This window comes from Umboniibacter marinipuniceus, from assembly GCF_003688415.1.
GTDB classification, from domain to species: Bacteria; Pseudomonadota; Gammaproteobacteria; order Pseudomonadales; family DSM-25080; genus Umboniibacter; species Umboniibacter marinipuniceus.
In genome coordinates, this window is the sequence record NZ_REFJ01000001.1 from 722283 (window position 1) to 736109 (window position 13827).

7 protein-coding genes are annotated in these 13827 nt (G+C 44.7%); 6 read left to right on the plus strand and 1 reads right to left on the minus strand.

Annotated elements, in window-relative coordinates; translation table 11 throughout:
* Positions 1–852: 852 nt before the first annotated feature.
* A complete protein-coding gene (locus tag DFR27_RS03285) occupies positions 853–1743 on the minus strand; it encodes a helix-turn-helix transcriptional regulator (protein ID WP_121876017.1) in 891 nt (296 codons plus the stop codon).
* 120 nt (positions 1744–1863) lie between these two features.
* On the opposite strand from DFR27_RS03285, the gene DFR27_RS03290 reads away from it, so the two are divergent.
* From DFR27_RS03290 to DFR27_RS03320, 6 genes are all read left to right on the plus strand, one after another.
* Positions 1864–3552 (plus strand): hypothetical protein, encoded by a 1689-nt coding sequence (locus DFR27_RS03290; RefSeq protein ID WP_121876018.1) that lies wholly within the window; start codon positions 1864–1866, stop codon positions 3550–3552.
* A gap of 597 nt (positions 3553–4149) precedes the next feature.
* Positions 4150–6411: an McrB family protein gene (locus tag DFR27_RS12680; protein ID WP_121876020.1), complete on the plus strand. Its 2262-nt coding sequence runs from the start codon at positions 4150–4152 to the stop codon at positions 6409–6411.
* On the plus strand, positions 6408–7796 hold the full coding sequence (locus tag DFR27_RS03305; protein ID WP_121876021.1) for an McrC family protein: 1389 nt from the start codon (positions 6408–6410) through the stop codon (positions 7794–7796). Before DFR27_RS12680 ends, DFR27_RS03305 begins: the two co-directional genes overlap by 4 nt.
* Positions 7797–7852: 56 nt before the next feature.
* Entirely contained in the window at positions 7853–10576 is a 2724-nt protein-coding gene (locus DFR27_RS03310; RefSeq protein WP_121876022.1) for a DNA methyltransferase, read from the plus strand.
* Positions 10569–12509: a DEAD/DEAH box helicase gene (locus DFR27_RS03315; RefSeq protein WP_121876023.1), complete on the plus strand. Its 1941-nt coding sequence runs from the start codon at positions 10569–10571 to the stop codon at positions 12507–12509. Before DFR27_RS03310 ends, DFR27_RS03315 begins: the two co-directional genes overlap by 8 nt.
* Complete coding sequence (locus DFR27_RS03320; protein ID WP_121876024.1) at positions 12509–13723, plus strand: GIY-YIG nuclease family protein; 1215 nt, start codon at positions 12509–12511, stop codon at positions 13721–13723. Before DFR27_RS03315 ends, DFR27_RS03320 begins: the two co-directional genes overlap by 1 nt.
* Positions 13724–13827 lie beyond the last annotated feature (104 nt).

A 13827-nucleotide genomic window follows, 5' to 3' on the forward strand; every position in this document is an offset into this window, starting at 1 on the left:
GAAGACGTCAAAAATAGAGTCGGGGTTCTACCCCATTATGCATCAACACGATCACTTAGTAGTCGCATGGAGGAGAAGTTGAAGGCTTTCAGTAGCTCAATAGTAGTTGATGCAGAATGAGGGAGTTTACAGGTTTTTTTTGAAGCGCCTCATTGTTGTTCTCGGTGCTTACTTACAAAAAGAGACGCTTTTTTATTTAAGGTGAGAATGCACTGTTCTAGTGGCTTATAGCTAAGTGCCGACCTTCTCAATCACTGTCAAAATGTGTCAAAGAAGAACGCACGCCAGTCCGAACAGGTATGCCCAGCCTCAAAGGCCAGGCAAGTACTTAAGTTAACGTTGATTAAAGCTCGCTTGTAACTCGAATACGGAACAGTTTTTTGAGCGAGTTAGTTGGAATTGGCTCGAACTGAATTCGTCTTACAGCGGTTAGTGAGAGATGCTCTAGTACACAAATAGCCGATCCGGATGCCTGAATGGTTTCAGCTTCATGCCCGTCTCGATTGAGAATACTGAAGTTGGCAGTTCCGACAGTCAGGGACAATCTTTAGGCAATGCAGTTCGCAAAATGGTGAACGTCTTCTTATCGGCGTCGTCGAATTCCGCCTGTCAGTTGGTGCCGAACGATAATTCGAGATACTAGATTGGCGTTTAACCGCTCGCACAGTTATTCGAAGCCAATAGAAATCGTAGAACACTCGATAGCGGACGCTCTATACGAAAGTGATCACTACGCTGTGTATGTTATGTACAGTGATGATTTTAACGCTAAATTCAAGTCGGAAGGTTCGGTTACTTACTTCACTCGGGAAGATTACTGGTTACGTTCCTAATTTTATGGTGAGCAAGGCGTTAGCTGTCAGAGTTCACAAGGACCGTACCAGTTGGCACTGGTAACCACCCAGCAATCTCCTCCAGATTCCCCACCTCAATCTGCTGCGATAATGGACTGTCGTTCTTCAGCTCAGGGTTAATGTTGTAGGCATCCAGTACGTACTTTATCAAAGCGGATCGAGTATCGATGATCAGCTTTCCTTTGATCATTCCGTAGTCTTTTTCAATTACGGACTTCTGCTTCGTGGTAAGTCGTCTGTCAGCAATGATTTCTATAGAATTGCGTTGGCGCCAGGCCTGATCGCTGCTTTCGGTAAAGGACGCTTTGTCATTAATGTCGGGAATACCATGTACGCGGCTTAGCACGAAATCTCGGTAGTCCCGTGCCTTTTCGCAATACCCTCGAAAGTGCCAACGAATGGGGGTGCATACCAGCGAGTGAGGTGAAACAATTCGCTCGCTCATCTCACCTGAACTGAGTGAGGTGTAATTGATGTCCACGCGCTTCTTTTCACGTATCGCCTGAACAATCGGCTTGAGTATCTCGGGGTCGATATTGCGATTGGTCGGTTTGATCGAAACCGTACTTCGAAACCCCATGTCGATCTCTTCAAAGCTGGCCGAAATGTCGGAGCTACGCGCCAGCAGATGCAGGTATTCATCAGATGTGCCGACTGTTAATTCAGGTTGAAAGGTACTGCTAGGGACGTATCCTTTAGCGTGCTTGTCGTAGACGAGGTTGCCTGGCGCGATGCCCGCCAAGTAGCTGTTGATGTCTTTGGATGCTTGTTGACGGCTGATTCCAAAACCTTTAGTAAGGTGAGTGGTGGTTAACCGGCCTTCCCATTTCGCAATAATTTCGATCAGTCGGTACCTAAACAGAAGGTCCCACCTTAAAGGCCATCCCATGAGTCATTCACCCGTCAATTAATCTTACATGTTTATGTAAACAGTATTTACATGTCGTTATTGATGTCATATTTTCATTTCTCTTTGGAATGGTCAAGCGAAACACGGAGGTAGTCGACCATGCTGATTCCCTTTGGAAAAAAAGATGGCGTGTTAGTTCACGTGAATAACGTCGAGAACGGAGCCAGTTGTGGGTGCATTTGCCCTAACTGTGGTCGACCGCTTGTAGCGAAAAATCGAGGTAAAAAGAAACGTCAGCACTTTGCTCACGCTGTTGGATTCGAGTGCAGTGACTACGACACCATGACGTATCTACATCAGTACGCGCAAGATCTAATCCTCGCCAAAGGAAGCGTGATGCTTCCGAGCTACGAGCAACGCCCCGAGCTTAGTTTACTTGATGGGGGACGGATCTATGGCGATACAGTGGCTCGCAAAGCTCAGAGACATCAGTTCGATAGCGTGAAGCTGGAAGTATCCTGGAGTCAGTATCGAATTGATTGTGTCGGTACTACTGAAACGCGTGACCTGTTCATCGAAATCACCGTGACCCACGAAAACGAGTCAGAGAAGCTCGGCGCTTTCAAGCGCGAAGATGTACCTGCCATTGAGGTCGACCTTTCGCAGCTTCATAACTCGGATCGTTTGTACGACGACGAAGCAATAAACGCCGCGGTATTTAATCCCGAGAACGGACAATGGCTTAATCACCCCAGAGCCGAAAACGAGTACGTTTCGAGGCTTGATGAGCTGAAGGCTGAGCAAGCTCGGCGCAATGAAGCCATTCGTAAGCAACAGGTCGAAGCTGAAAGGCAAAGAGAATTCAAACGAAAAGTGGCAGAAGCGGAACAGCGCCGTATTGATGCCGCAAGGCAGAAGCGCCGTGACGAACTCTCGGAGGAGCTCGAATGGCTCGATATGTTTAATTCTGGTGAAGAGATACAGCGGCTAAAGGCCATGCCGATAGATGAAGAGCTCGCTTCTAACTTGTCAGTTTCGGCACCTTGGCCCATTACAGGGATGCCGGTTAAAGGTAGCTGGATATTTGGTGTTCGGAATGAAGATTGGCAGCACGTGGTATTGGACTTTTTAAATCTGCGAAGGAAGCCGGAGTTTTCGGCAAACGACGTCAAGCGTCACTTAGTCCGGACTGTTGGAATACACCCAGTAATGAAACGACTTAATATCGCTAGATACGAAGCAAAAAAGCAGACTCGAAAACGCGGCAAAGATGACTCTTACGGAGCTTGGTACCTGTCTAAGGAAGAGAACCGAAAGATCATCTCACCATTCGTTCCAGTTTCAGAGTACCTAAAGCACCTTGTATCAATGTCCATGATCGCGCGCCACGGTGAGAATTATTTACTTACTTCGAACTCGATGAAGAACAATGTAGACCAAATGTTGCGAGAAAGAGAAGAGAATGCAAAGAGGCTAGCACTCGAAGAGGAAAAGGACAGAGAGTTACTAGAGGAACAGCAAGAATTAGAGAGAGTAGGCAAGGGATTATATAAAGGTGAAATCGAGGAACGAGCTCGGCAGCTTGCGACGATTGATAACGAAATTTTCCAAGAAGAGCGGCAGGATGCGTGCCGTTGTGCTAATTGTTATTTCTTGGCGAGATCGATTCCTGCGGACTCAAAATGCGAATTTTGCGGTCAGTTCACTCTTACAGGGGAGCTAGAAGGTTTCGACTCATACAATCCGTCGCTATTTCATAAATATCGTTGTACGCAGGTTCCAAAGAAAAGTTTACGAGCCCTCAGCAGGGCTGACCTGCTGAGTAGATATCCGGAGCTATTTGAATAGGTTGAATTGTGAGGCGGCTTTCCGTGACTAGGCGTAAGCTAAACGGCAGGTCACTGCCATATTAGAAAGCAAGAGCAACTAAACACTCCGTTGGCACTTTGCTTCTTAACGCCTTTGAAGTTAGGGAGCGACATCTGAGCGACTTTTCGTTAGTCTTTAAGAATAGAATAACAATCGAACTCTCAAGTAAAAGGACTTACATGAATCGAGACGACTTCAAACTCAATCGGAATTACTCCCGCTATCGCGCTGCTCGTCACTTAATAGGTAACCAAAACAGGCATCAGGCCTATATAGCTGTCATTCGCGAGTTGCAAATATCATGGAGCACCACCGAGCGACCGATTGAGTTGCCGGAACGCTCACTAGTCGAATCGCAGAATTTTGAACTGCGAGAATGAGCCTTAGGGTTTTAAGTCCACATCACGTATTCATTGTGAGATATCCCCTCGGATAAGCTAGCTCGAGCTTTCGTGGATGTTGGCCTGCTATGTAAAGAGAGTTAGTCTCGTCAGAATGAGTTGATGGACAGGGCAACTAGCGCTAGTCTGATGTGCTGAATTTTACTTTTTAGCTCTTCTAGAAGAAGGAAATTACATGTCCCGTTACTGCGGAAGTAAAGATACAACGTCTCAACTTAATGCCGCGCAAGATTGGTTGGCCCGTTGTATATACCAAAGAAAGTCGATATTCACCGATGATGCTATTTGGACGCTAGAAAATTTTCGAGCCTTAGATGAGAATTTTACAAATAGTCTAGATGAGGGCGATGGTAAATATATAGAAAAGCTTGAAGCCTGCTTGTCAGAAACGGAAGGTCCAGTTAAGAAGTTGGTAGCCGAAATGACCTGGTTTATGGTGCTGTGTCTTAGTAATGCAGGTGTCATTTCTAAGCGTAAAAGCATAATGAACATATGGGCTTGGTCCGGTGAAGAGCTCGATATGGATTCGCCGTACCTATCAGATCAAACCCTAAAGGGTATTGGTAGCGGCGGCCCTAGTTATAATGTTAACCGCTGGCGTGAATTGATTTACTTTATTCAGTTGGTTATCCGTCTGTTTGAGTACGAAGGTGAGGTGAAAACGATTTTTTCTGATGCCTGGGGATGTGCTGAATGGGTCGATCAGTTGGATGGCTATGGGCATCGGCAATTTCGCTATATGCTGCTTTATCTGCTGTTTCCAGATGTATACGAACGTATATTTAGTCGCTCAGAGAGGCAAAAAATTGTCCGAGGGTTTCTAGGGAAAACTCCCAAAGAAATACGGAAAATGACAGAGCTTGATATTGATAAGGCCATCCATAAAATCCGTACCGAACAGGAAAGAGAGCTAGAAAGCGATAAACTTGACTTCTATATTTCACCGCTTAAAGACGGCTGGATTGATCCCAAGGTTAAAGTCACATTATATGATGAGGCGCCAGAGCTAGAGGTCGACTTAGAGAAAAGACAAGCAACACTGTCTAACGGCCCGCTCAATAGCATTTTATACGGCCCTCCTGGGACGGGTAAAACATACCAAACTTTGAATAGGGTTCTACGCATACTTGATCCGAAATTCCTGGAGGAAAACATCGAGAGTAGAGAGCGTTTAAAAGAGCGCTATGAACAGCTCAAAGCAGAGGGTCGTGTAGACTTTGTCACATTCCACCAAAGCTATGGGTATGAGGAGTTTATTGAAGGCTTACGAGCAGATACCGATGACAAGGGCCAAATCAGCTATAGAATTGAAGACGGTACATTCAAGGCCATCTGTATTAAAGCTCAGGCAGGTGTGGTTAATAACGATACATTAGATGCTTGTGTAAAAGCCTTTATCGCAGATATTGACGATAAAGAGCGCATAAAACTGAAAACCTCCACTAGTCGCGATTTCTATGTCGAATATCACGGTCATACCACATTACGCGTATTTCCTGTTGACAGTAAAAACGAAGACAATACGCGTGGCTACCCCGTATCCATTCAAAGCATAAAAAACCTCTATCGCGGTATCAACGTTGATAAGTTTTATAACAAATCTTACGTTAAAGGTGTTCTCCAGTATTTAATTACCCATTATCAGCTACCAGCAACCTATCAGGCAACGGACAACGCAACCGGTAATTATGTATTGGTAGTCGACGAAATCAATCGGGGCAACATTTCAAAAATATTTGGTGAGCTTATAACGCTCATAGAGCCTTCAAAACGTCTTGGCGAAGAAGAGGCGCTGACCGTAAGCCTGCCTTATTCAAAAGATGAGTTCGGAGTACCTAATAATCTATACTTGGTGGGCACCATGAATACCGCTGACCGCTCGTTGGCGATGATGGATACGGCCCTCCGTCGCCGCTTTGATTTTATTGAAATGATGCCAAAACCCGATGTGTTAGATAATGCGGAAGTCAAAGGCTGTAATTTAGAAGAGTTACTCTCGATAATGAACCAGCGGATAGAATACCTCTATGATCGCGAACATACTTTGGGTCATGCCTTTTTTATTCCGGTAAAGCGCGCCTTAGAGGAAAGTGAAGAGGCGGCTTGGCTAGCCCTGCAAAATGTATTCAGGAATAAAGTACTTCCGTTACTTGAAGAGTACTTCTTTGAGGACTGGAGCAAAATACGTCTGGTATTAGGCGATAACCAGAAAAAAGATCCACGCCTACAGTTTGTGCTAGAAGACAAACTCACCGGCAATTTAGATGCCCTGTTCGGTCAGAGCTATCAGTCAGATGAGTACAGTGACGCTCAAATGGCTTACAGCATAAACACAAACGCTTTTAAACGGCCTAGTGCCTACAGCCAAATCATCAGCGGTGGGGAGATAGAGGAAGTACCCACTCAGAGCGTCAGCGAGGCCACTGTTGAATCATGAAGGCATATACGATCTTTGAATACGGACATATTACTGCAAAACCTGCCACGTCAGCCGTTCAGGTTAGTCAGAAAGGTTTCCGTTATTTAGAGAATCTAGCTCTAGATAGCACTAACGCCGAATCTGGTTTTCTGAAATTAACAAAAATTAGTGGGCAGCGGGCAATTCAAGTGCGTAACTATGTAGGCGTTTTACAATTACCCACCACAGAGCAACTAGAAATCTTGCCCAAAATTGCAAAACTTGCACCGGCTTATGGTGATGGCTTTGTCGGGCAAAGTGCATCTTCAATAGCGGCCTTTAGTGAGTCGCGTTCAGCACTACTTAATATGCTTAGGTCTTTGAAATACTTCCGTCATATTGCTTCAGCAGAGTCATCGCTGGCGACATCAAAGCTGCCGCTGTTAGATATATTCATTTCCCAATTCTTAGCCTCAGTCAACCAGCTAATAAAGCGTGGTTTACGTTCAGAATACCTGTCACGTGAAGATAATGTACTATTTCTAAAGGGTAAATTACTGCCGAGTAAACAGTTAAAACACAACCTTGTTAATAAGCAACGTTTCTATGTAGAGCAGGACGAATACCTGAATGATCGCCCAATAAACCGTTTGATTCATACTGCTTTAAAAAAAGTGGCCGCCTATACCCACGTCAACAGTCAACAGAAACTATGCCGTGAATTAAGCTTCGCCTTTTCCGATGTGCCTACCAGCAAAAATGTGAAGCAGGATTTTGCAGTCGTAAAAATGACACGTGGCATGGAGTATTACCGTCAACCACTAGCCTGGGCTAAGTTAATTCTCGAAGGATTAAGCCCGATAGCGATGGCGGGTCAGGCCAAAGGCATTTCATTGTTGTTTCCCATGGAGGCGGTTTTTGAGGCCTACGTAGCAAGAGTTTTAGCGGAGCAACTGCCGGCCCCTTATCGTTTGAATGAGCAGGCAAAGGGGGAAACGCAACACCTTGTAAGTTTTGGTGATAAAAATTGGTTCCGCTTAAAACCCGACTTGTTAATCAAGCAAGGCAAGTCCACCGTGCTAGTTATGGATACCAAATGGAAGCTGCTAGATAGCCAGAAGAATAACGGCACGGATAAGTTAGGTTTATCACAGGCCGATTTTTATCAGATGTTTGCCTATGGACATAAATACTTACAAGGGGCGGGGGATATCGTGCTTATCTACCCCGCTACAGCAACCTTTAGCCAGCCTATAGAGTCCTGTTTTCAATTTAATGAAGGGGCGGGTGGTTCAAACCTGCGTTTATGGGTGGTCCCTTTTGATGTGGCCACTCCAACACCAAACGTTGCGCGCATGATGTGGCCAACAGCACTTCATGGCTTTAGCCCGGTACATGGAAAAAGCACATTGCAAATGGCATAGCACGGGGCGCTCACCAGACTGTCGTCAACAACCAAGAATGAATGAGATCGTAGTTAATGAATATCACTCAAATTGAAGAAAACGTAAGATCATTACTCAATAGCATGAGTTCAGGTGACATGGAACAATCAGATTTTATCTATGAGTTGCTATTGGCCTATGGTCACCGCAAGCAGTCGGTCACTCGTTTGCGCTCAGGGGAGCGTAACCTTTCCGCCAAAGATAATAGCCCTCGCCACGATGAAATTATCTGGAAGCGCCATCTGTACTTCAAGCAGGTAGAAGGCGACGCCCTGCACACTGAAATTGACCAGATGCGCAAAGAAAAGCTGGTCACTACCAATAAGATTCGTTTTGTTATTGTCACCAATTTTGATCAGCTCTTGGCGGTCGATACCAAAACATCTGATTCACTGGATATCAACCTAAACGAGCTACCCAAGCAGTTTGACTTCTTCCTGCCTTGGGCGGGTATGGAAAAGGCGGTTTACCAAGGTGAAAACCCTGCAGATATAAAAGCTGCGGAAAAAATGGCAAAGCTGTTTGACCTTATCAAGGGTGATAACTTTGATGAGTCGAATAAAGACGATACCGAGGCGCTACACAACCTCAATGTCTTCTTAACTCGCCTACTCTTCTGTTTCTTTGCTGAAGATACCGAGATCTTTGCTGACAACCAATTTAGCCGTGCTATCGAGTCTCATACTAAAGACGATGGTAGTGATCTACCGGATTACTTGAACCGTTTGTTCTCTGTTTTAAATACCGCCGATGGGTACCGTGGCGAGCTACCCGATTATCTAGCCAGCTTTCCGTATGTGAATGGCGGCTTATTTGCCGATGATATTCTATCACCAGTATTTTCTGCCAAGGCTCGCCGCATGCTAATCGAATGCGGAAGTGAGCTGGACTGGTCTGATATCAATCCCGATATTTTCGGCTCGATGATTCAGGCCGTGGTTCATCCAGACCAGCGCGGCGGTATGGGTATGCACTATACCTCGGTTTCCAATATCATGAAGGTGATTGAACCGCTGTTTTTGAATGACTTTTACGAAGAGCTGGAAAAAGTTGAGAATAGTGCGACCAAACTGCACAAGCTGCAACAGCGCTTAGGTGAAATTAAAATATTCGACCCTGCCTGTGGTTCCGGAAACTTCCTGATTATTGCCTATAAAGAACTGCGCAAGCTTGAGATGGAGGTACTGAAACGCCTGCAAGAATTGTATGATGAAAAGCAAGATCTTAAGTCAGGTGTAATGGCTCAGGTTATTCAGCCTTTTTCGGTTATTAAACTGTCTCAATTTTACGGCATTGAGCTGGATGACTTTGCCCATGAGGTCGCCATATTGTCTTTGTGGTTGGCTGAGCATCAGATGAATGTGGAGTTTAAGACTGAGTTTGGTGAAGTGCTACCATCTTTGCCATTGCAGAAAGGTGGCAGCATTATTTGTGCTAATGCCACTCGTATCGAGTGGACTGATGTATGCAGTAATAAAGGTGAAATTTACATTCTTGGTAATCCTCCTTACTTAGGTCATAGCCTGCAAAGTAAAGATCAAAAGAATGATATTGAATTTGTATTCCAGGGAACATCAAATTATAAGAAACAAGACTACATCTCATGCTGGTTTTATAAGGCTGCTTACTTTATCAACAAGGAAAGTAGTTTTTCTTTTGTTACAACTAACTCTCTATGTCAAGGGGCTCAGGTTGAAATTCTATGGCCAAAGCTATATGAAGCTGGTGTAGAGATTGGTTTTGCACATAAGAGCTTTAAGTGGAGTAACAATGCAAGGAGAAATGCAGGAGTCATTTGTTCCATTATTGGAATGAGGCATAGCGCTGATAAGGTTAAAAGAATCTATTATCAAGGGGTTTCGGTAATTGTTGGAAACATAAACTCATACCTTGTTGATAGCTTGGATACGATAGTTGTTAAAGCAACGAGGCCAATATCAGATTTGCCGAAAATGACTTCAGGCAATAAGCCTTTGGATGGTGGTTATCTCGTTCTGAGTCCAGAGGAAAAGGAGTGTTTGTTGGAAGAAGCTCCTAATGCCTCAAAATTTGTTAGAAGATTTATTGGATCAAGTGAATATATACGAGGGAACGAGCGATGGTGTCTCTGGATTAGTGATGATGAACGATTGGATGCCGAATCTATAGACCAGTTAAAGAGACGTTTTGATAAAGTTCGTGAGGTTAGGCTTAATGGAGGGAATAATGCAAGAAATAAAGCTGATTCTCCGCATAAATTTGAGTTTGCAAATGAACCTGATAAATCTCAGATTATCGTACCTAGAGTTTCTTCGGAGAGGCGTGAATATATTCCGGTCGGTTATCTAGATAATAATGTTGTGATTGCGGATTCCGCTCAAGTTTTGTTTGATCCAGACCCATATGTGTTTAGTTTGATTAACTCAAAAATGCACATGGTTTGGGTGGATGTGACTGCTGGGCGTTTGAAGTCAGATTATCGCTACTCTTCGCAATATAGCTATCACACGTTTCCTGTTCCTACTTTAAGTGAGTCTGATAAGAACGAGCTAAAGATTAGCGCGATGAATATTTTGTCGGCTAGAGCTAATTATCCAGAGAAAACTCTTGCCAAACTGTATGACCCAAATGAAATGCCAAAAGGCTTACGTGCGGCTCACGAAGAAAATGACAGAATTGTAGATTCGATTTACCGAAAGAAAGAGTTTATAAATGACGACGAGCGGTTAGCTGTATTATTTGAGCTGTATAAAAAAATGACAGGAGGTCAAAATGCCTAACCTAATCGATGTCACCTACGCCCAAACCGGCGAAAGCACCTCCACCAATGACATGGGGATGAGGGCCATGCAGGCTCGCGCCTATGAAGCCAGAGATAACCAATACTTATTGATCAAAGCACCACCGGCTTCTGGTAAGTCTCGTGCCCTGATGTTTATTGCCTTGGATAAACTCTATAACCAGGGTGTAAAAAAAGCCATTGTGGCGGTGCCTGAGCGCTCTATTGGCGGCTCCTTCGGTAACGAGCCATTAAGCAAATATGGCTTCTTTAGAGACTGGGAGCTTGAAGAGAAAAACAACCTATGTATCCCAGGTGGCGATGGCAATAACAGCAAGGTTAAGGCGCTAAAAGAGTTTGTTAAGGGTGACGACAAAATTTTGGTTTGCACCCATGCCACCTTGCGTTTCGCCTGTGCCGAGCTAGAAGATTCCGACTTTGATAATGTCCTGTTAGCGATTGATGAGTTTCACCATGTCTCAGCCGATGGTGAAAACGTATTGGGTGAAACTCTGCGCTCATTAATGGCCAATAGCAGCGCCCACATTGTTGCCATGACTGGCTCTTACTTCCGTGGTGATAGCGTACCGGTGCTTTTACCGGAAGATGAAGCTAAGTTTGCCAAGGTCACGTTTAACTATTACGAGCAGCTAAATGGCTACCAGTATTTGAAATCCCTAGGTATTGGCTATCACTTTTATCAGGGCCGCTATACAGATGCCATTGATGAGGTATTAGATACCGATAAGAAAACCATCATTCATATCCCTAGTGTCAACTCGGGTGAATCCACCAAAGATAAGTACGATGAGGTGGATGCCATTATCGACTCCATTGGTGACTTTGTTGCCAAAGATAGTGAGACCGGCGTGATCACCATTAAGCGTAAGGGGGATGGCAAGCTGATTAAGATGGCCGACCTGGTGCATGACGACGCCAAAGATCGCGACAAGATTGTGGAGTATCTGCGCAATATTGATAGCGTGGATGATATGGACGTGATTGTTGCCCTAGGTATGGCTAAAGAAGGGTTTGACTGGTCTTACTGCGAGCACTCGTTAACGGTGGGTTATCGAGGCTCCCTCACTGAGGTGATCCAGATTATCGGCCGCTGTACCCGTGACAGCGACAACAAGACCCACGCGCAGTTTACCAACCTGATTGCTCAGCCTGATGCAGCGGATGATCAGGTCAAGATTGCCGTTAACAATATGCTCAAAGCCATTACTTGCTCGTTATTGATGGAACAGGTTCTGGCTCCTAACTTCAAGTTTAAAACCAAGCTACCTGACGATGGTGAGGCTACACCACCTGGCACCATGAAAGTGGGCGGCTTTAAAGAACCAAGCACCCAGCGCACTAAAGATATTGTTGAGCAAGACCTGGCCGATTTGAAAGCGGCTATTTTGCAAGATGAAAAAATCATCGCTGCATCAGCCGGTGCGGTTGATCCTGAGGTGGTGAATAAGGTTCTGATCCCCAAGATCATTCAAACTAAATACCCTGACTTAACCGCCGAAGAGTTGGAAGAAGTGCGCCAGCATGTGGTGGTGGATTCAGCCGTTAGTGCTGGTGAGATTAAGGAAGAAGGCGATAAGAAATTCATCAAGATGGCGGATAAATTCGTCAATATTGACGATTTGAATATCGACTTGATTGACAGCATCAACTCGTTCCAAAAAGCGTTTGAAATCTTATCTAAATCGGTTACGACCAATGTACTGAAACTGATTCAGGAGTCCATTGAATCCACTCGTATTAAAATGGATTTTGAAGAGGTGAAAATTCTCTGGCCCAAGGTCAATGCCTTTGTAAAAGAGAAAGGCCGCCAGCCTGATTTGAACGCGGCAGATTTGATTGAGCGCCGCCTCGCTGAGTGCATCATCTGGATTAAAGAGCAGAAGCGCCAGAAGGCTCAAGAGGCAAATGCATAATGGATTTGGATGAGTTTCTTGAATTTGCCACTGCCAATGATGAGCTGGGACTACTAACCGTAAAGGCGAAAACCTCCGCGCCTACAGCCGATGAGCACCTGTTAGCTAAATTCAATGAGATTAATGATTTTGTAACCGCTAAGGGCCGCGAGCCAGAGCCGGATATGGCCAATGTACCTGAGTACATGCTGAATCAACGGCTAAATGCCATTCGTGATAATGCAGAGCAATGTGCTGCGTTAAGCGAATTTGATGCACATGGTCTTCTGCCTGCTATAGCGCTAGAAGAGGTGGCTGAACCTGAAGCTGAATATGCGGTAGTGACCGAGCCTAAAGAAATAGAATCTTTAGATGATATTTTTTCTGATGATGCTTTAGGGTTGTTAGATGATGGTGCTGAAAGTATCTTTACGATGAAGCATGTCCCCCAGTCTATTGATATGCCTAGCAAGATTGCTAAGCGCAAGCGATGTAAAGATTTTGAGCAATACGAAGATCTATTTAAAGCTTGTCATGCCGATCTAAAATCGGGTGAACGTGAGCAACATAAGTTCACCGGCGAGCAACAAATTCAGCAGGGCCAGTTCTTCGTTCTACACGGTGTCATGTGTTATGTCGCTGATACGGAAGAGCGTGTTAAGAAGAATGGTAAGGTCAATGCCAAATTACACCTCATCTTTGAAAACGGCACAGAATCTAATATGTTACTGCGGTCGTTAGCTACTGAACTGTATAAAGATGAAACGGGCAGGCGGGTAATGCCTAAATCAGAGAATGCTTTGGATGGAATGTTAGGCATCAAAGAGGATGATCAGGCATCTGGCTACATCTATATTCTCCAATCTTTGAGTGTTAATCCTGAGATTAGCTCAATCCAAAATCTATATAAAATTGGTTATGCCAATACCTCTGTTGAAAAGCGCATTGCTAATGCGGCCAAAGAACCAACCTACTTGATGGCCCCTGTACATCATGTTTCGTCATATCAATGTTTCAATATGAATGCCCAGAAGTTCGAAAACCTTCTGCACACGTTTTTTGGTAAAGCTTGCTTAGATATTGAAGTTGCAGATTCGACTGGAAAGATGTGCAAGCCTAGAGAGTGGTTCATTGCTCCGCTGAAGGCTATTGAGATGGCTATTCTACTATTGACTAACGGCGAAATTGTTCATTACAGGTATGACTTGGTATCTGAGCAAGTTGTTGAAAGGTGACGTCTTAGAGTGTATTGGCTCATTGGCACTGCACTCACACGATATTCCTAGCAATAATTGCTCCTCTATCGCTTCATATTTGACGCGAGTAGTTGGGAACGGAC

Bases quoted from the DNA above. Each gene is read 5' to 3' on its own strand.
- DFR27_RS03305 (WP_121876021.1), top strand. From the start codon at position 6,408: ATGAAGGCATATACGATCTTTGAATACGGACATATTACTGCAAAACCT.
- DFR27_RS03310 (WP_121876022.1), top strand. From the start codon at position 7,853: ATGAATATCACTCAAATTGAAGAAAACGTAAGATCATTACTCAATAGC.
- DFR27_RS03320 (WP_121876024.1), top strand. From the start codon at position 12,509: ATGGATTTGGATGAGTTTCTTGAATTTGCCACTGCCAATGATGAGCTG.
- DFR27_RS03285 (WP_121876017.1), bottom strand. From the start codon at position 1,743: ATGGGATGGCCTTTAAGGTGGGACCTTCTGTTTAGGTACCGACTGATC.
- DFR27_RS03315 (WP_121876023.1), top strand. From the start codon at position 10,569: ATGCCTAACCTAATCGATGTCACCTACGCCCAAACCGGCGAAAGCACC.
- DFR27_RS03290 (WP_121876018.1), top strand. From the start codon at position 1,864: ATGCTGATTCCCTTTGGAAAAAAAGATGGCGTGTTAGTTCACGTGAAT.
- DFR27_RS12680 (WP_121876020.1), top strand. From the start codon at position 4,150: ATGTCCCGTTACTGCGGAAGTAAAGATACAACGTCTCAACTTAATGCC.